The organism is Mesorhizobium sp. M8A.F.Ca.ET.207.01.1.1, assembly GCF_004794715.1.
GTDB lineage: Bacteria > Pseudomonadota > Alphaproteobacteria > Rhizobiales > Rhizobiaceae > Mesorhizobium.
On sequence record NZ_SRUS01000002.1, the window covers coordinates 704,078 to 722,101 of the forward strand.

Consider the following 18,024-nt stretch of genomic DNA (forward strand, 5'->3'; position numbering starts at 1 on the left):
CCATGGTTTGGAAATACTGGCCCGCACCATACCATAGGTTGCCGCGATTCGGCCTCGCGGAGCGCCTATGCTGGAACTTAAATCACAGACTTAGGCTGACAAGCGGAACAACAGTGACTATTTCGTGACGATGAGCGAACACCACGAACATCGCCAACAAAGCCTTACGCAGGCCACCGAGGCCCGAGGCCTCGAGGCGCTGATCTCGCGCGCGGCCCGTGCCGGCAAGGGCGCGGCGCCGGTCGAGCGCTGGAATCCCGACTTTTGCGGCGATCTCGACATGGAGATCAAGGCCGACGGCACCTGGTTCTACCTGGGCACGCCGATCGGCCGCATGCCGCTGGTGCAACTTTTCTCGTCCGTGCTGCGCAAGGACGCCGACGGCAGGACCTATCTGGTGACGCCGGTGGAAAAGGTCGGCATCCGCGTCGCCGATGCGCCGTTCATCGCCGTCGAGATGGATGTTTCGGGCGAAGGCGAGGATCAGGTCATCACCTTCCGCACCAATGTCGGCGACGTGGTCGAGGCCGGGCCGGAGCGGCCGCTGCGCTTCGTCGACGAGAACGAGACCGGCGGTTTGAAGCCATATCTGCTGGTGCGCGGCAGGCTGGAGGCGCTGGTGGCGCGGCCGGTCATGTATGAGTTGGTGGGGCATGGCGAGGAGATCGAGATCGACGGCCGGACGATGTTTTCGGTGCGCTCGAAGAATGCCGTGTTTCCGATCATGCCTGCGGATCAGTTGAAGCGGTTGAGCGCGTGATGGACCAGATATCGCCGGCGCCGTTCTCATCGGCGGATTTTCGCGCGCGCTTCGCCGCGCAGCCGGACGCGCATGCCGGCGACGACTATGGCGATCACCGCTTCAATCCCGGCCACCCACGCCTCAACCCGGGCAAGCCGCTGCGCAACGCTGCGGTGCTGATCCCGGTGGTCGACCATGACGGCGAGGCGACGGTTCTCCTGACCAAACGGGCCGAGAGACTGCGCAATCATTCCGGGCAAGTGGCTTTCCCGGGCGGCACGATCGATGCGACCGACGCGAGCCCGGAGGCGGCGGCGCTGCGCGAGACCTTCGAGGAGATCGGCCTTGGCCAGGATCGTATCGAAATCATCGGCCGCATGCCGGATTACGTTGCCGGCAGCGGCTACCGCATCGCACCGGTGCTCGGCATCGTGCGGCCGGGTTTCCAATTGGCTTTGAACGCCGACGAAGTCGATGCCGCCTTCGAGGTGCCGCTGCGCTTCCTGATGGACGCCGCCAATCACAAGCGCGACAGCCGCATGTGGAACGATCTCGAATGGTTCTTCTACGACATGCCCTATGGTGACCGGCGCATCTGGGGCGTCACCGCCGGCATCATCCGTACGCTCTATGAAAGGCTCTATGCGTGAGTGTTTCGATCGCGGGCAGGGCCGACTGGCTCTCCGACAAGCATCTGCAGCGCCTGCTTGGCGCGCTCACCGAAGGCGGTGAAGAGGCGCGTATCGCCGGCGGCGCCGTGCGCAACGCGCTGATGGGCCAGCCTGTCGCCGACGTCGACATCGCCACCTCTTGCCTGCCGCAGGAGACCATCCGCCGTGCCGAAGCGGAAGGCTTCAAGGCGGTGCCGACCGGCATCGAACATGGCACGATCACGGTGGTCGCGGGCGGCAAACCCTACGAGGTCACCACCTTGCGCGCCGACGTCGAGACCGATGGCCGCCGCGCCAAGGTGTCGTTCGGACGCGACTGGAAGCTCGACGCCGAGCGGCGCGACTTCACCATCAACGCGCTCTACGCCGAGGCCGACGGCAGGGTTGTCGACCTTGTCGGCGGCATCGCCGACATCGAGGCGCGCCGGCTGCGCTTCATCGGCGACCCGGAGGCGCGCATCCGCGAGGATTATCTGCGCATCCTGCGCTTCTTCCGTTTCTTTGCCTGGTATGGCGACGGCCGGCCGGATGCCGAGGGGTTGAAGGCCTGCGCTCGGCTGAAGGACGGCCTTGGCCAGCTCTCGGCCGAACGCGTCTGGTCCGAACTGAAGAAGCTTTTGTCGGCCCCCGATCCCTCACGCGCACTGCTGTGGATGCGCCAGGCTGGTGTCCTGACCGCCGCGCTGTCGGAAAGCGAGAAATGGGGTATCGATGCGATCCACGGGTTGACCAAGGCCGAGAAAGACCTGGGCTGGGCGGTGGATCCGATGCTGCGGCTGGAGGCAATCGTGCCGCCGGATGCGGCGCGCATGAAGACGTTGGCCGAGAGGCTCAGGTTCTCGACCGCCGAAGCCGACCGCATGCTCCATTGGGCCCTCACCACGGCCGTCGAGCCGAAGACGACCGAAGGCGAACTGGCGAAACGGCTCTATCGCGGCAACCGGCAAGGGCTTGTCGACCGCCTGCGTCTGTCGCTTGCCGCGGCGCGGGTGCGCGCCGTCGAGGACAATGACGCATTGCTTCAAGCGGGCGGCTTTTCGCGCCTGCTTGGCTTTGCGCTCAAATGGGAACGGCCCGAGTTTCCGCTCAGAGGGGCCGATCTGACGGCGCTCGGCGCAAAGCCGGGACCGAAGCTCGGCGAAATCCTCAAGAACCTCGAAGCCGAATGGGTCGAGGCGGGATTTGCGCCTGATCGCGACACGCTGCTCGAACGCGCCGCGCAAGCGCTTGACACGTAGGTCGGAAACGCCGGGTCTCCGCCGGTGTTGCCCTGCTGTTCCGTCCTGCTACTTGATCGACAGCGGAGCCAGGGCACGCGAAAGGCTTGCCTCGCCCTTGCCATAGACGGAGGCGCTGTAGTTGGCCAACGTGTCGGTCCGGGCCGTATTCAGCAACTGGTTGGTGATCTGGGTCGACGTTGCCTTGGTGAACTTGCTGCCCACGATGGCGGCGTAGCCGGCAACGATCGGCGCGGCGAAAGAGGTGCCGTAAAGGCCGGTCTTGTCCCCGGTGACACCCACGACCAGGAAATGGCTCTGCACAGCCGTGTTGGTGCCGGCGGTGTTGGAATACCAGGCCATGGTGGCCTTGTTCGACGTCGTGCCGTTGCTGTTGAGCGCGCCGACGAAAATCGCGGATGCCTTTCCGACCAAGGCGAGGTCGAGATAATCCTGCTGGCCGCTGGTGACGCCGCCCACGGCAACCGCGTCGTTGCCCGCGGCCTTCGAAACCACGGCCGTTCCCTTGGTGGCATAGGAGATGATGGAGGCCTCCTCGGCGCTCCATCCGATCTGGCTTGGGCTGTAGCCTGCCTTGGCGTACATGCCATAGCTCAGATTGAGCACGTTCAGGCCCGGCGCCAGCGCGACCGAGGAACTGGTGGAGAAGTCTTTCGACCGTATCGTCGCCAGCGGCGCGATCATGCTGGCTTCTTCGCGGGTCCATTCGCCATGGCGCTGGGTCTGGGTGCCGATGCCGAAATTGCCGCTGAACTTCGAGGTGCTGGAGAAGTCGTCGACGATCGTGATGGTGACGCCTTTGCCTTTGTAACCGGCACGCCATGCGGCCCCGACATCCGGGCTCATCCAGTTTTGCAAGGTCTGCGACGTGGCCGCCGGCAGGGTTGCGCTCAGGCATATGGATGCGTTGGATTGACCGCCGCCGCAGAGCGCGGACAGCGGATCTGGACCGACAGCTTCCTGAGCCACGGCAATCGATGCCGGCAGGAGGGCGAGGGCCGTGGCAATAGCGAATTTCCAATGCGTATTTGACATGTTTTTACCCCGGTTCAAACAGAAGCTAGGACGGAGGATCGCGGATCTTCCGCGGCTACGCGACATCTCGTGCCCGGCCCCTCGCGATCAGAAAGTAACACGGTAATTCAGCCACAGATGCTGGCTCTCCGGTTTAGCGTTAGCCAGATATTTCAAGGTTTCCTCGGGTGCCATCTCCCCGGCGGCGAGCCGGCAATTGACGCTGAGGGTGCCCAGATCGCCATAATCGGCCTGGCAGGGCTTTTCGCTGAGCTTGCCGCCGAAGGTCGTGGTGAACGACAGGGACAGGATGCTGTTCGCGCTCGGATGCAACTGTGTGAGGAATCCGAGCTTGAGGCTGGGCGCGATGCGATACTTCTCGCCTTGTTCCCCAGTGCCAAATCCCCAAAGGATACCGGTGTCCTGCGTGATCTGCGTCATCAGGTCCACATGCGTGTCGACCCAGTTTGTCTGGTACCACTGGTTGAACGATACCCGGCTTCCGGTCTGCAACTCATACCCGCCGTCACCCAGGCCTCTCGCCTTGTCGCTGACCGGCGAGCCCTGATGGATGTCGATGAGCGATGTCGTCATGTCCTGGGCAATCGCCGGCGACGCGCCAAGGAGCGCCCACGGCAGGAGCGCCGTTGCGCACAAACTGGCACGATTGCCGGACTTTTCGCGCATGCGCGAACACCTCGCCCACCGATTCCGGACCAGTGCCTGACGGCGACGGGCTTCTCTGGCAGCCCCCTGTAGTCTGGAAATCAGTCCGACGATCGCACGGGTTCGGTTACCGCACGGTTTATTTTAGCTGGAGCAAATATAATTTTTTGAGATGCAGGCAGTGTCTCGCAAATAAATCGACGCGGCACGCGTTACCCAAGCGCACCGCGGTTCTTTTGTTATTACCTGAAAACCCGCCGCCGCACCTACGCGGCGTCGCGGACCTTCTCGATGCGCGAGCGGATCGCCTCGATCATCGTCTCGCGGATGGTCGTCTCGCCATGCGTCTCGCGCATATGCTCGACGGCGCGGCGCATCACCTCGGCCTCCTCGTCGGCCCGTGTGTGCCATTCGCAGCCGGGAACGAGCGACCCGCAGTGAAATTGCTTCATGGGATTTCTCCTCTTGCTCCATGGAGCCGGTCGAGGCTCCGCCACTTTTGGCTTACGGTCGGATGGTCAGACGTAAGCGGGGCGAAAGCTATAACACGGGAGGGGCGGCATGGTTGCATCAAAGCTGCGTGCGCCGTCCTGTCACCGGACGTCTACGGCCAGCGCACCTCCGGCGGTAGGCTGGAGAGGATCGAGGCGACATTGCCGCCGGTCTTCAGCCCGAAAATGGTGCCACGGTCGTGCAGCAGGTTGAATTCGACGTAGCGGCCGCGGCGGATGAGCTGTTCATCGCGGTCGCCATCGGTCCAGTTCTCGTTGAAGTTGGCGCGCACGAGGTGGCCGTAGACGACGAGGAACGAACGCCCGACATCCTGGACGAAGTTGAAATCGGCGTTCCAGCCGCCTTTCTCCTCGCCCGAATGCAGCCAGTCGAAGAAGATGCCGCCGGTGCCGCGCGGCTCGTTGCGGTGCGGCAGGAAGAAATACTCGTCGCACCAGGCCTTGAATTTCGGATAGTCGGCGACGTCGGCGTTCTTCTCGCAAGCGAACTGCATGGCGCGGTGGAAGGCTGCCGTGTCGGGATCATCCTGGGTGCGGCGGCGGTCGAGCACCGGCGTCAGGTCGGCGCCGCCGCCGAACCATTGCCTGGATGTGACGACCATACGCGTGTTCATGTGCACGGCCGGAACGTTGGGGTTCCAGGGATGCGCGATCAGCGAAATGCCCGATGCCCAGAAGCGCGGGTCTTCCTCGGCGCCAGGCATCTGCTTGCGGAACTCGGGCGAGAACTCGCCATAGACGGTCGAGGTGTGGACGCCGACCTTCTCGAAGACGCGGCCGTGCATCATCGACATGGTGCCCCCGCCGCCCTTGCCCTGATCGCGCTCCCACGGCGTTTTCTCGAAACGGCCCGGCGACCATGAGGCGAGCGGGCCCTGCAGGTCCTGCTCGATCTGCTCGAAGCCGGCGCAGATGCGCTCGCGCAGCGCCTCGAACCAGAGCCGGGCCTTCATCTTCTTCTCTTCGATGTCGGCGGGCAGCCCTGCCGGTATTTCGGGTCGTTCCAAGTGCCGTCTCCGGTTGTGGGCCACCCGTCGTGGGGATTCCCGATAAATGACTCGTCTTTTGCCGGCGCGATCCCTAATCTCTTGAGGGTCAGGGTCAAGTCCCGTCTGATTTAGGGTGTAAGGAGTTGCTTCGTGCGCACCCCGGCAAGACCGCCGCTGGATGGCCTGAAGAAAAGGCTCGACCAAAGCCGGGCCGAGCGCGCGCGTATGCCACGCGACGGCTTTTTGCGCGAGACGTTCGTCCTGCCGCGCTCCGATGCCCGGCTCAAGGCCAAGGAATGGTTCGAGCGCTTTCCCAAGCAGGCCTACTGGACCGAGATCGAAAGCTGGTTCGAGCGCCCGGGCGATCTGATCGAGTTCACGATCAGGCGCCTGCCGGCAGCGGATTAACGCTCGACCAACAGCCTTCTCGCGCCAGTTCCCTCCCCGGCAAGCCGATCCCCCTTGTTCCTCAGCGGGCATTTGTCGATCGACATGCAGCCGCAGCCGATGCAGTCGGTCAGCCCGTCGCGCAGTTTCTTCAGCTGGCTGATTTTCTGATCGAGGCTATCGCGCCAAGCCGTTGAAAGCAGATTCCAATCCTCGCGCGTCGGGGTGCGGCCTTCAGGTAATGATTCAAGTGCGACACCGATCTCCGCGAGCGTGATGCCGACCTCCTGGGCAATCCGGATTATGGCCACGCGTCGCAGGACATCGCGGCCGTAGCGGCGCTGGTTGCCGGAGGTGCGGTGGCTGCGAATCAGCCCGCGGGCTTCATAGAAATGCAGCGCCGACACCGCCACGCCGCTGCGCGCGGCCACTTGGCCGACCGTCAATTCCGTTACCGGCGCCATCTTCGCACTTTCCCCTTGACCTCAAGTTAAGTTGAGCTTGTAGCCAAGAAAGCCTGGATGTGCAAACGAAGGAGAAGGCGGATGTGCGCCTGGGCAAAAATCACCGCGGACCGCGCTGCCGGCGATCCCCTAGCCGAGTTGCCGGATGGCTTCGCCCGCCACCATGGCCACGGAAAGGGCGACGTTGAGGCTGCGCGCGGTGGGCTGCATCGGGATCGTCAGCCGAACATCCGCCGCCTGATGGACTGGATCCGGCACGCCCGCGGATTCGCGGCCAAACAGGAGGATGTCGCGGTCGGTGAAGCTGAAGTCGGTGTAGGGGGCCGTGGCCCTGGTCGACAGCAACACCAGCCGGTCCGCGCGGGCCTTGCGCCACTCCTCGAAGGCATTCCAGTCGACATGCCGGGTCAGGGCGGCCATTTCGAGATAGTCCATGCCGGCGCGCCTGAGCGCTCTGTCGGAAAGCGGGAAGCCGGCCGGCTCGATGATGTCGACGCCAAGGCCGAGGCAAGCGGCGAAGCGCAGGATTGTCCCGGTATTGCCGGCTATGTCAGGCTGGTAGAGCGCGATGCGGAGACCACGGTTCACTTTCGCGTCCTTCTAATAAGTGGCAGATCGGCCACAGCAGCTTCCTGGTTTTGGAAATTCCTGGACCTGCGGGTGGCCATTTTTTTCGAAGTCGGGTATACGACCAGCATTGTCAACCCGAACCGATGGAGGGGTAATTCATGATGACCATGCACATCCAGCGCCCCACCCGTGGGCTTACTTGCGCCCTGGCGGTTTCGGTACGACGTTTCTCCTGATCTTTTAGGCACTTCCGCACCGATCTCCGCCGAAACCATACCCTGGTCTTCGAAGGAATCCTGCGATGTTTTTCAAGCTGCCGAAGGGGCCGATGGCCCCGTCCCAACGCGTTCCGACTGATCCGCCGCCGATCCCGCGGCACGATGTCGATCATCCTTTTTATCTCTATTTCAACACGGAGGACGGACCGATGTTCGATCCATACAGAATACCGGGCTCGAGGAGCCTGCATATCCACCGGCTGCCGACCTGGGCGCTGCTGATCGGCGAAACCTATTCGTCGGCGGTTCATGCCGAAGTGCGCCGGCGTCCGCATCGCGGCATGCTGCCGGATGTCGATTTCTCGCACGCGGTTCCCGACCTGAGCCGACCGTCGCTGGTGCGCCGCATCATCCGGCTGATCCGGCCGGGCGCGAAAAACCGCACTGGTGGCACCGTGTCGTCAGCATCGACAAAGGTGGCTGTCGGCGAAAAGCCGGCGAGCCCCTATATTGCGCGAAGCAGGGCCGACGCTCCGGATGATTCCGGAGCGTCGGCCCTCGACGCCATGCGATCCGAGGACTTTGTACGTCGCCAAGCCGCGTAAGCGGAAAACAGATTTTACAGGCATGCCCTAATGTTGTTGTTTAGCTGGTTTGAAAGAAGGCTCGATCCGTTCCCGGCTGCGGAACCGGTCGAACCGCCCAAGACGCTGGTTGCCTTCTGCCTGCATTATACGCGCGGCGCATGGCCCTATATCCTTATCGATGCGGTACTGGTGGCGGCCATCGCCATCGCGGAAGTGTGGATGTTCGGCTTCCTTGGCCGCATCGTCGACTGGCTGTCGGGGCAGAACCGCGAGACCTTCCTGCAGACGGAGGGCTGGAAGCTCGCCGGCATGGCGTTCATCGTGCTGTTCGCGCTGCCCGGCACGGTTTGGCTGCATTCGCTGCTCAACCAGCAGACGCTGATGGGCAACTATCCCATGCGCATCCGCTGGCAGGTGCATCGCTATCTGCTCAAGCAATCGATGAGCTTCTACCAAGACGAATTCGCCGGCCGCATCGCCACCAAGCTGATGCAGACGGCGCTCGCCGTGCGCGAATGCGTCATCAAGGTGATCGACGTCCTGAACTACGTCATCGTCTATTTCCTCGGCATGCTGCTGATCGTCGGTTCGGCCGACTGGCGGCTGGCCGCGCCGCTCGGGGTCTGGCTGGTCGGCTACATCCTGTTGCTGCGCTTTTTCATCCCGCGCCTGGGCAAGGTCGGCGAGGAGCAGGCCAATGCGCGCTCGACCATGACCGGCCGCGTCGTCGACAGCTACACCAACATCCAGACGGTCAAGCTGTTCAGTCATTCGCGCCGCGAGGCCGCCTTCGCCAGGGAAGGCATGATGGGCTTCCTCGACACGGTCTACCGGTCGATGCGGCTGGTGACGGTGCTGTTCGGCTCGCTCTACATATTGAACGCGCTTCTGCTGTTCTCGGTCACCGCCATCTCGCTGTGGCTGTGGATGGGGCAAGCTGTGACGATCGGCGCGGTCGCCGTGGTCATCGGCCTGGTGCTCCGGATGTGGGGCATGTCGCAGTGGATCATGTGGGAAATGTCGGGCCTGTTCGAGAATATCGGCACGGTGCAGGACGGCATTGCCTCCATCTCGCTGCCGCGCCTCGTCGAGGACAGGCCGGATGCCAGGGAGATCAACGTTTCAAAAGGCGATATCCGCTTCGAGGACATCCGCTTCCACTACGGCAAGCAGAAGGGCGTCATCGAAAACCTGTCGCTGGCGGTGAAACCGGGCGAGAAGGTCGGCATCGTCGGACGCTCGGGCGCCGGCAAGTCGACGCTGGTCAATCTCCTCCTGCGCTTCTACGACCTGGAATCCGGCCGGATCCTGATCGACGGCCAGGAGATCGCCGGCGTGAAGCAGGATTCGCTGCGTGCCCAGATCGGCATGGTCACACAGGACACCTCGCTGCTGCATCGTTCGGTGCGCGAGAACATCCTTTATGGCCGGCCCGATGCGAGCGATGAGATGTTGGTCGAGGCGGCACGGCGGGCCGAGGCGCTGGATTTCATATCGGCGCTTTCGGACCATAGCGGCCGCAAGGGTTTCGACGCCTATGTCGGCGACCGCGGCGTCAAACTGTCCGGTGGCCAGCGGCAACGCATCGCCATTGCTCGCGTTATGTTGAAGGACGCGCCTATTCTTATCCTTGACGAAGCGACGTCGGCGCTCGATTCCGAGGCGGAAGCCGCCATCCAGGAGAATCTCTACAAGCTCATGCAGGGCAAGACCGTCATCGCGATCGCGCACCGGCTGTCGACCATCGCTGCGATGGACAGGCTCGTCGTGATGGACCAGGGCCGCGTCATCGAGGAGGGTTCGCACGAGGAACTGGTCGCCGGCGGCGGGCTCTACGCGCAACTCTGGCAGCGCCAGTCGGGTGGATTCCTGTTCGAGGACAGTCCGGTCGGCGCCGCCAACGACAGTGTCGCCAACGACATTGGCGCGAAGGGGCAAGCCGCAGAATGATGGCCGCCGCATGATGACAGCCGTCTACCGCTGGTTCGAAAACTGGGTCTATCCGTTCAGGGAGCCGGCGCATCTTCGGCCACCGGCCAGCGTCGCCGGCTTCCTCTGGCACTATGTCGGCCAGGCGAAGTTCGCCTTCTTCGCCATGCTGGTCGTCGGCGGCATCGCGCCGCTGGTCGAGGCCGGGCTGTTCTATTTCGTCGGGCGGCTGGTCGATATTCTCGATCAATTGCCCGGCGAGCGGAACTGGCATGCATTATGGACCGCCGCCGGCCCCGAACTGATGTTCATGGTCGCAGTGGTGCTGGTCCTCCGCACAATGGTCGTGGCCCTCTCGGCGCTGGTCGACGAGCAGACGATCACGCCCGGCTTCTACAATCTGGTGCGCTGGCAGGCGCACCGGCACGTCTCGCGCCAGTCCTACGCCTTCTTCCAGAACGACTTCGCCGGCCGGATCGCGACGAAAGTCTGGCAGGCGGGGCAGGCGACCGGCGACCTGATGGAAAGCTTCATCGAGGTCGTCTGGTTCATGATCGTCTATACGGTGACGACGCTGGCACTGGTCGCAGGACTCGATCTCAGGCTGGCGGCATTGGTGGTGATCTGGATCACCGCTTTCGGCTTTCTGGCCAGGCGCTATCTGCCGGCAATCCGCAAGCACGCCGAAGCGACGGCCGAGGCGGGCTCGATGATCAATGGCCGCATCGTCGATTCCTACTCCAACGTGCAGACGCTGAAACTTTTCGCGGCGGACGGCGACGACCGCTACATCAGGAACGGCTTCGACATCTATCTCGACGCATTGCGCCCCTTCACCCGCCGGTTGACCGGCGTGCGCATGGCGCTGACGACGCTGTCGGGCATCATGATCACGGCGATCGGCTGCTTTGCCGTCTATCTCTGGGTCGAGGGCTCGATCACCGTCGGCGCCGTCGCCTTCACGCTGTCGCTGGTGCTGCGCCTCAACATGCTGCTCGGCCGGCTGATGATGCAGATGAACAGTATCTTGCGAAACCTCGGCGTGCTGGAGAACTCCAAGGCGCTGATCTCGCAGCCGCTGGGGCTGACCGACGCACTGGACGCGAAAGAGCTGGTCGTCACGGGCGGACGCATCGACGTGAAGAATGTCGAGTTCCATTACGGCAAGGGGTTTGGCGTGCTCAACGGCGTCGACCTTGTCGTCAAGCCGGGCGAGAAGGTCGGGCTGGTCGGGCCATCGGGCGCCGGCAAGACGACGTTGGCCAACCTGATCCTGCGCCTCTACGACCTCGAAAGCGGCCGGATCACCATCGACGGCCAGGACGTCTCCGGTGTGACGCAGAATTCGCTGCGCGCCAATATCGGCGTCGTCAGCCAGGACACCGCCCTGTTCCATCGCTCGCTGCGCGACAACATCAAGCTCGGCATGCCCGATGCGACCGACGCGCAGGTGATCGCGGCGGCCAAGAAGGCCGAGGCCCACGAATTCATCCTGAGCTTGCGCGACAACAGGGATCGCCAGGGCTACGAAGCCTTTGTCGGCGAACGCGGCGTCAAGCTGTCGGGCGGCCAGCGCCAGCGCGTGGCGATCGCCCGCGTCTTCCTCAAGGACGCGCCGATCCTGATCCTCGACGAGGCGACGTCGGCGCTCGATTCCGACATCGAGGCGGCGATCCAGGAGAATCTGACGCGGCTGATGGAGAACAAGACCGTGATCGCCATCGCGCACCGGCTGTCGACGATCGCGGCACTTGATCGCCTGGTGGTGCTCGACGGCGGCCGCATCGTCGAGCAAGGCACGCATGACGAACTGGTGGCGCGCGATGGGCTCTATGCCCGGCTGTGGAAGCGCCAGTCCGGCGGCTTCCTCTATCACGAGGAAAGCGTGCTCGAAGAGACGCGGCCGGCGGAGTAGGCGCATGGCTGGATCGCCAGAGGTGAGCCCGGAGATCGGCCCAGAGGTCGGCCCGGAGATCGACTATGTGCTCAAGCGTTTGCGACCAACCGTGGCGGCCTTCGACGCGTTGAAGGACGAGAGCCGGCTGGAAGGCTACTGGATGCTGGTGCGGTTGGCGGATGGCTGGGCAAGCGGCCGCAACAAGTTCCTGAAGCACGGCGAGGGACTGTTCGGGCTATGGCATGGCCGGGAACTCGCCGGCGTATGCGGGCTGAACATCGATCCCTATTTCGAGGGCAGGGACCAGGGCCGGGTCCGGCACCTGTTCGTCAGTGCGCGCCACCGCCGCAACGGCCTCGGCCGCATGCTGGTCGAGACCGTGATCGATCGGGCCGGCCAATATTTCTCCGTGTTGAACACCCGCGCGCCGCCGGAAGCCTTCGGTTTTTATGAACGGCTTGGCTTTCAGCGCGTGGAAGGCGAAGAATTCGTCACCCACCGCATGGTGTTCGGGAAAGGGAACTGAAATGTCCTTGCGTCCGCCATCTCATCTTGCCGGCGCGTCGGCCGCCGAAGCGGCGTTCGACGCGCTTGGTCATGAGATCCTCGCCGAGAAGGCGGCGGCACTTGGCCGCGCCGGTCAAAAGGTCGAGGAGACGCTGGCCCGGCTAACCAGCAATGCCGACGAGGACATGCGTCCCTTGCTTCTCAAGGAGGCTGCCGCGGCCGTTCACGGCTATTTCATCCAGCGCGAATTGTGCGGCCTTCGCAAGCATGACGCCGTCATCCGCGAATACAACATCCCCAAAGCCGTGCTGGTCAGGCTTGGCGCCATGTAGAGTTGGAACCTGCCGCGCTGATTTCCCTGTGGAAGCGCGCCAGGCGGGCAGCAAGCGCTTCGGGATTTTCATCGGCAACGAAGTGTCCGCTGTCGGCTATGATGTCGCCCTCGACATTTGAGAGCCCGGCCGCGCGCAGGCCATCGACATAGTCGCCGATGTCGCCGGACTCGGCCGCACCCCTGAGATACAGCACCGGAACCGCAATCGGCTTCGCGGGCCGCGCGGCATTGGCCTTGGCATCCTCGGGAAAGGCACGATACCAGTCGAACCCCGCCTGGAGGCTTTCCGGCCGGGAATAGGCCTTGGCGTAGATTTCCCTGGCGTCGTCAGGGATCGAGGCTCGATCCTTCGAAAGCACATTGAAGAAGAAGTCGAAATAAGCGCTCTGATGGCCGCTGACCAGCGTTTCCGGCAAGGCTGGAATAGCGTGAAAGGCGAAATGCCAGATTTGCGGATTGCGAATGACCTTCTCCCACGGAGCGACGCCCGGAATGACGACATCCATGATCGCCGCGCCGGAAAGAATCTCAGGATGGTCGCTCAACAAGGCAAATACGATCTGGCCGCCGACATCGTGGCCGGCGGCCACGAGCTGGCGCAGCCCGCAAGTCTCCGCGACGCCTCTCATCAGCCTCGCCAAGGTTCTCTTGTCACCAGCCTCGGGTACGCCTTGCGAGCCACCGATGCAGGGCAGGTCAGGGGCGACGACCCGGTAGTCGGCCGCCAACCGGCCGACTACCCGCTCGAAGGCGTAGGAGCTTTGCGGCCATCCGTGCAGCAGAAGGAAAGCCGGCGCACCAGCGGGGCCTGCCTCGCGGGTCGCAATGCTCAGCCCTTCGATTTCGATGGTCGAGGTTTGCATATCCTGGCTCTGGCGGCTCTCTGGTTGGCGCCTATGCCGTAGATCTAGGCGCCAACCGGGACGCCGCCAGGGCTATGCAGGAATTACTCCAGCCATTCCGTGATGAAGCTACCGTTTTCGTGGATGTCGGTCGTTTCCAGCGGACCTGGACCGAGATTGGTGAATTTGTGCGGCGTGTGCGGCGGCACGATGACGATCTGCCCCGCCGAGGCCTCGATCTCCTGGTCGCCGACCGTGAACAGGCCGGTTCCCTCGCGAATGATGAAGATCTCCGCATAGGGATGGGCGTGCAGCCGCGGGCCGCCGCCGACATCGGGCAAGTAGTTGAAGATCAGGCAGGAGTTGGAGCCGTAGACGCCGCCTTGCAGTTCGCCCTTCCAGTGGTTGGAACGAACAGACCATTCCTCGCGATCGATGACATGCACCATGGTAGGGAAAATAGATCACTCGGGCAGCCTATGTCGAGGCAAACAACGATGCCGGATTTGCGGTTGTTTCCCGGTTGTTTAGCCGCCTTTTGCGGCCATTCGCCGCCTTGCCGCGCGACAGCGGATTTTGTCCCCGCGACAATCTGCCCTTGTGCCTTGACCCGTCTGGACAAAAACGGGCTTCACGCATAAACCGAAGTCCAAATGCCGGAGGAATTCGCTAGCCTGTTCGCCATGCGCTGTCGGGTTGGCGTGATTGAGCGGGGAACAAGGCTCAGCCACCGGCGCGGAAGAGGCGAAAGGATCAGGCACCCGTGAGCGCAACCGACATCCACGATCCCAACCGTCGAGATTTTCTCTACGTCGCCACCGGCATGGCCGCTGTGGTCGGCGCCGGTGCCGTCGCCTGGCCGTTCATCGACCAGATGCGCCCCGACGCCTCGACGCTGGCGCTCGCTTCGGTCGAGGTCGATGTCTCCTCGCTGACGCCCGGCAGCTCGCTGATCGTCAAGTGGCGCGGCAAGCCGGTCGTGGTGCGCAACCGCACCGAGAAGGAAATGAAGGACGGCGAGGCCGTCAGCCTTTCCGATCTCAAGGATCCGATCGCCCGCAACGCCAATTTGCCGTCCGATGCGCCGGCGACCGACGCCAACCGCACCACGCCCGGCAAGGAAGCCTGGATGGTGATGGTTCAGGTCTGCACCCATCTGGGGTGCATTCCGCTCGGCCAGGAAGGCGATTTCGGCGGCTGGTTCTGCCCGTGCCATGGCTCGCAATACGACACTGCCGGCCGCATCCGCAAAGGCCCGGCACCGGAGAACATGGCGATTCCGGTATTCAAGTTCATTTCCGATACCAAACTCCTTATCGGTTGAGGCAGGGGATATTTCGATGAGCGAGGGACACTCGACCTATACGCCGAAGACCGGTATCGAACGCTGGTTCGACGCCCGCATGCCGCTGCCCAGGATGGTCTATGACAGCTTCATCGCCTATCCGGTGCCGCGCAACCTGAACTATATGTGGACCTTCGGCGGCATCCTGGCGATCATGCTAGTGGCGCAGATCCTGACCGGCATCGTCCTGGCCATGCACTATACTGCCGACACCAATCTCGCCTTCGGTTCGGTCGAGAAGATCATGCGCGACGTGAATTCCGGATGGCTCCTGCGTTACATGCACGCCAACGGCGCCTCGTTCTTCTTCATCGCCGTCTACCTGCACATCTTCCGCGGTCTCTACTACGGCTCCTACAAGGCGCCGCGCGAACTGCTGTGGATCCTGGGTTGCATCATCTACCTCCTGATGATGGCGACCGGCTTCATGGGCTATGTGCTGCCATGGGGGCAGATGAGCTTCTGGGGCGCCACCGTCATCACCGGCTTCTTCAGCGCCATCCCGCTGGTCGGCGACTGGATCCAGCAACTGCTGCTCGGCGGCTTCGCCGTCGACAATCCGACGCTCAACCGCTTCTTCGCGCTGCATTACCTGCTGCCGTTCATGATTGCCGGCGTCGTCGTGCTGCACGTCTGGGCGCTGCATGTCGTCGGCCAGTCGAACCCGACTGGCATCGAGGTCAAGTCGAAGACCGATACCGTCGCCTTCACGCCCTACGCGACCATCAAGGACGCGTTCGGCATGATCGTGTTCCTGTTCGTCTTCGCCTACTTCGTCTTCTACCTGCCGAACTATCTCGGCCATCCGGACAACTACACGGTCGCCAACCCGCTGAAGACGCCGGCCCATATCGTTCCGGAATGGTACTTCCTGCCGTTCTACGCGATCCTGCGCGCCATCACCTTCAACATCGGCCCGATCAATTCCAAGCTCGGCGGCGTGCTGTGTATGTTCGGCGCCATCGTCATGCTGTTCCTGGTGCCGTGGCTCGACACTTCCAAGGTGCGCTCGGCGGTCTACCGGCCCTGGTACAAGCTGTTCTTCTGGCTGTTCGTGGCCGATGCCATCCTGCTGGGCTGGCTGGGCTCGCAGCCGGCGGAAGGTAGCTATGTGTTCATGGCGCAGATGGCGACGCTGTTCTACTTCGCCTTCTTCCTGGTCGCGCTGCCCGTGCTCGGCTTGATCGAGACTCCGCGCAGGCTGCCGAACTCGATCACCGAGGCGGTGCTCGAAAAGAACAAGGGTGGCGGCGGACATCCGGCGGGCGCCACGGCAGCACCCGAGACCAAGGGCTGAGCGGTAGAGAATCTAAGGGGATTTGGCATGAAGAAGATTCTCACCTCGCTGGCGCTGGTCGGCCTTGTGGCCGCCGGCACTGGGGTTGCAGGCACTTGGGCGTTCGCGGCCGAAGAAGCGCACAACGCGGCGGCACCCACGCATTTCCCGATCAACGAGCCGAAGGAAATGAGCTGGAGCTTCACCGGCCCGTTCGGCACCTATGACAAGGCGCAGCTGCAGCGCGGCCTGAAGGTCTACAAGGAAGTCTGCTCGGCCTGTCATTCGATGAACCTGGTGGCGTTCCGCACGCTGTCGGACCTCGGCTATAGCGACGCGCAGATCAAGACGCTGTCAGCAGAATACACCATCCACGACGGCCCCAACGATGCCGGTGACATGTTCGACCGTCCCGGCAAGCCGTCCGACCATTTCCCGGCGCCCTTCGCCAATGAGGAAGCCGCCGCTGCGTCCAATGGCGGCGCGGCGCCGCCCGACATGTCGCTGCTGGCCAAGGCGCGCGGCGTCGAGCGCGGCTTCCCGCAGTTCGTCTTCGACATCTTCACCCAGTATGATGCGGGTGGTCCTGACTACATCCATTCGCTGCTGACAGGCTACGACGAGACGCCGCCCGCCGGCATGGTCATCCCGGAAGGCACCCACTACAATCCGTACTTCATGTCCGGCGTGTCGCTGAAGATGCCCAAGCCGCTCTCCGACGGCCAGGTGACCTATGACGACGGCTCGCCGCAGACCATCGACCAGTATTCCCGCGACGTGGCTGCCTTCCTGACCTGGGCGGCCGAGCCGCACATGGAAGACCGCAAGAAGATGGGCTTCCGCGTGCTGGTGTTCCTGCTTCTGTTTGGCGCCCTGGTCTACCTGACCAAGCGTAAGGTATGGGAAGCCGTCGCTCACTAAGCGATGCCATAGTCTGGAATTCAAAAGGGGCGCCGCGAGGTGCCCTTTTCTGCTTTTGGGGTGGATAGCTCAGGCCACGCGTCGGCGGTGTCACATGGCCGTCATCGCACATCGCGATCCTGCGGTGCTCTCATCAAAGGATCACGCCCATGAAAAGATACGCATCGCTTGCGGCAGGCCTGCTGCTGCTCGTCGTTGGTTCCGCGGCCCGCGCCGAAGACGCGAAACCCTTCATTACCAACAAGGATGTCGACCTGACGATGATCCTGCCGCCGCCTCCGGCCAATGATTCGGCCGAGACCAAGGCCGAGCTTGGCGAGGTGCTGACCATGCAAGTCACGCGCACACCCGAAATGGAAGCCCGCGCCATCGCCGATGCCGAGGAAAACGTCTGGCGTTTCGCCGATGTCATGGGGCCGGATTTCAACAAGGACAAGCTGCCGAAATTCAGCGCCTTCTTCGATCGCGTGGTGGAGACCGAAGGCGCCGTCGTCGATCCGGCCAAGGACGTCTGGAAGCGTCCGCGTCCGCACCAGCTCAGCGATCTCGTCAAGCCGGTGGTCAAGCTGTCGAGCTCCGGTTCCTGGCCGTCCGGCCATGCGACCGTCGGCACGATGATGGGCATCATCCTGGCCGACATGGTTCCGGAAAAGCGGGCCCAGATCATGGCGCGCGCGGCCGAGTTCGCCCACAACCGCATCGTCGGCGGCATCCATTATCCGTCCGACGTCGAGATGGGCAAGATTTCCGGCAGCGTCATCGCCGCGGTCCTGCTCAACCGCGACGATTTCAAGGCCGAGTACGAAGTGGCCAGGGCGGAGCTTCGCTCCGATCTCGGCATGTAGGACTGGCCGGTAGCCATCTTTCCGAGCGGGGCGCCTTCGGGCGCCCCTTTTCGTGTCGGCCGCGGCCTGC

General features: G+C 63.3%; 21 protein-coding genes. 13 read left to right on the plus strand and 8 right to left on the minus strand.

Features of this window, described 5'->3' with window-relative positions:
- The first annotated feature begins 130 nt into the window (after nt 1-130).
- From EN850_RS08235 to EN850_RS08245, 3 genes are read left to right on the plus strand one after another with little or no spacing between them, the layout of a single operon-like run.
- Nucleotides 131-760, plus strand: a complete 630-nt coding sequence (locus tag EN850_RS08235) for a DUF1285 domain-containing protein (protein ID WP_127280907.1) — start codon at nt 131-133, stop codon at nt 758-760.
- On the plus strand, nt 760-1,392 hold the full coding sequence (locus EN850_RS08240) for a CoA pyrophosphatase (RefSeq protein WP_127869773.1): 633 nt from the start codon (nt 760-762) through the stop codon (nt 1,390-1,392). Before EN850_RS08235 ends, EN850_RS08240 begins: the two co-directional genes overlap by 1 nt.
- On the plus strand, nt 1,389-2,651 hold the full coding sequence (locus EN850_RS08245; protein ID WP_127869772.1) for a CCA tRNA nucleotidyltransferase: 1,263 nt from the start codon (nt 1,389-1,391) through the stop codon (nt 2,649-2,651). The genes EN850_RS08240 and EN850_RS08245 overlap by 4 nt, the downstream gene beginning before the upstream one ends.
- 48 nt (nt 2,652-2,699) lie before the next feature.
- Here the strand turns inward: EN850_RS08245 and EN850_RS08250 are convergent, their stop codons facing one another.
- The 4 genes from EN850_RS08250 to hemF all read right to left on the minus strand — a co-directional run bounded on the left by EN850_RS08250 (nt 2,700) and on the right by hemF (nt 5,850).
- On the minus strand, nt 2,700-3,686 hold the full coding sequence (locus EN850_RS08250) for a S8 family serine peptidase (RefSeq protein WP_127280919.1): 987 nt from the start codon (nt 3,684-3,686) through the stop codon (nt 2,700-2,702).
- Between the two features lie 87 nt (nt 3,687-3,773).
- Nucleotides 3,774-4,352: a hypothetical protein gene (locus EN850_RS08255; protein ID WP_136090971.1), complete on the minus strand. Its 579-nt coding sequence runs from the start codon at nt 4,350-4,352 to the stop codon at nt 3,774-3,776.
- A 245-nt stretch (nt 4,353-4,597) separates the two neighbouring features.
- Nucleotides 4,598-4,783: a DUF1059 domain-containing protein gene (locus EN850_RS08260; protein ID WP_027047304.1), complete on the minus strand. Its 186-nt coding sequence runs from the start codon at nt 4,781-4,783 to the stop codon at nt 4,598-4,600.
- A gap of 152 nt (nt 4,784-4,935) precedes the next feature.
- A complete protein-coding gene (gene hemF / locus EN850_RS08265) occupies nt 4,936-5,850 on the minus strand; it encodes an oxygen-dependent coproporphyrinogen oxidase (protein ID WP_135915188.1) in 915 nt (304 codons plus the stop codon).
- A gap of 132 nt (nt 5,851-5,982) precedes the next feature.
- Between hemF and EN850_RS08270 the strand changes: the two genes are divergently transcribed.
- Nucleotides 5,983-6,240: a hypothetical protein gene (locus EN850_RS08270; protein ID WP_023770299.1), complete on the plus strand. Its 258-nt coding sequence runs from the start codon at nt 5,983-5,985 to the stop codon at nt 6,238-6,240.
- On the opposite strand, the gene soxR is transcribed toward EN850_RS08270, so the two are convergent.
- Nucleotides 6,237-6,683, minus strand: coding sequence for a redox-sensitive transcriptional activator SoxR (gene soxR, locus EN850_RS08275; protein ID WP_127276069.1), 447 nt, complete (start codon nt 6,681-6,683; stop codon nt 6,237-6,239). The two genes, EN850_RS08270 and soxR, sit on opposite strands and share 4 nt — an antisense overlap.
- Nucleotides 6,684-6,812: 129 nt before the next feature.
- Nucleotides 6,813-7,271, minus strand: a complete 459-nt coding sequence (locus EN850_RS08280) for a tRNA (cytidine(34)-2'-O)-methyltransferase (protein ID WP_135915189.1) — start codon at nt 7,269-7,271, stop codon at nt 6,813-6,815.
- Between the two features lie 283 nt (nt 7,272-7,554).
- Here EN850_RS08280 and EN850_RS08285 point away from each other — a divergent pair, with 283 nt between their 5' ends.
- Genes EN850_RS08285 through EN850_RS08305 form a run of 5 tightly spaced genes read left to right on the plus strand, consistent with a single transcriptional unit; the run spans nt 7,555 to nt 12,723 of the window.
- Nucleotides 7,555-8,076, plus strand: coding sequence for a hypothetical protein (locus EN850_RS08285; protein WP_189524053.1), 522 nt, complete (start codon nt 7,555-7,557; stop codon nt 8,074-8,076).
- Between the two features lie 30 nt (nt 8,077-8,106).
- Nucleotides 8,107-10,008, plus strand: a complete 1,902-nt coding sequence (locus EN850_RS08290) for an ABC transporter ATP-binding protein (protein WP_127869767.1) — start codon at nt 8,107-8,109, stop codon at nt 10,006-10,008.
- A gap of 10 nt (nt 10,009-10,018) precedes the next feature.
- A complete protein-coding gene (locus EN850_RS08295; protein WP_136090972.1) occupies nt 10,019-11,902 on the plus strand; it encodes an ABC transporter ATP-binding protein in 1,884 nt (627 codons plus the stop codon).
- Between the two features lie 4 nt (nt 11,903-11,906).
- Nucleotides 11,907-12,410 (plus strand): GNAT family N-acetyltransferase, encoded by a 504-nt coding sequence (locus EN850_RS08300; protein WP_136090973.1) that lies wholly within the window; start codon nt 11,907-11,909, stop codon nt 12,408-12,410.
- 1 nt (nt 12,411) lies between these two features.
- Nucleotides 12,412-12,723 (plus strand): DUF6665 family protein, encoded by a 312-nt coding sequence (locus tag EN850_RS08305; protein ID WP_136090974.1) that lies wholly within the window; start codon nt 12,412-12,414, stop codon nt 12,721-12,723.
- Here the strand turns inward: EN850_RS08305 and EN850_RS08310 are convergent.
- Together EN850_RS08310 and EN850_RS08315 are read right to left on the minus strand one after the other, a co-directional pair.
- The gene (locus tag EN850_RS08310) at nt 12,704-13,588 is read right to left on the minus strand and encodes an alpha/beta hydrolase (RefSeq protein ID WP_136090975.1); all 885 of its coding nucleotides are present in this window, start codon (nt 13,586-13,588) and stop codon (nt 12,704-12,706) included. The genes EN850_RS08305 and EN850_RS08310 overlap by 20 nt on opposite strands.
- An 83-nt stretch (nt 13,589-13,671) precedes the next feature.
- The gene (locus tag EN850_RS08315; RefSeq protein WP_127276062.1) at nt 13,672-14,016 is read right to left on the minus strand and encodes a cupin domain-containing protein; all 345 of its coding nucleotides are present in this window, start codon (nt 14,014-14,016) and stop codon (nt 13,672-13,674) included.
- A gap of 314 nt (nt 14,017-14,330) precedes the next feature.
- Here EN850_RS08315 and petA point away from each other — a divergent pair, with 314 nt between their 5' ends.
- From petA to EN850_RS08335, 4 genes are all read left to right on the plus strand, one after another.
- Complete coding sequence (petA, locus tag EN850_RS08320) at nt 14,331-14,891, plus strand: ubiquinol-cytochrome c reductase iron-sulfur subunit (protein WP_127276061.1); 561 nt, start codon at nt 14,331-14,333, stop codon at nt 14,889-14,891.
- Between the two features lie 16 nt (nt 14,892-14,907).
- On the plus strand, nt 14,908-16,209 hold the full coding sequence (locus EN850_RS08325; RefSeq protein ID WP_127276060.1) for a cytochrome b N-terminal domain-containing protein: 1,302 nt from the start codon (nt 14,908-14,910) through the stop codon (nt 16,207-16,209).
- A 27-nt stretch (nt 16,210-16,236) separates the two neighbouring features.
- Nucleotides 16,237-17,109 (plus strand): cytochrome c1, encoded by an 873-nt coding sequence (locus EN850_RS08330; RefSeq protein ID WP_127276059.1) that lies wholly within the window; start codon nt 16,237-16,239, stop codon nt 17,107-17,109.
- Between the two features lie 149 nt (nt 17,110-17,258).
- Entirely contained in the window at nt 17,259-17,954 is a 696-nt protein-coding gene (locus EN850_RS08335; RefSeq protein WP_136090976.1) for a phosphatase PAP2 family protein, read from the plus strand.
- Nucleotides 17,955-18,024 lie beyond the last annotated feature (70 nt).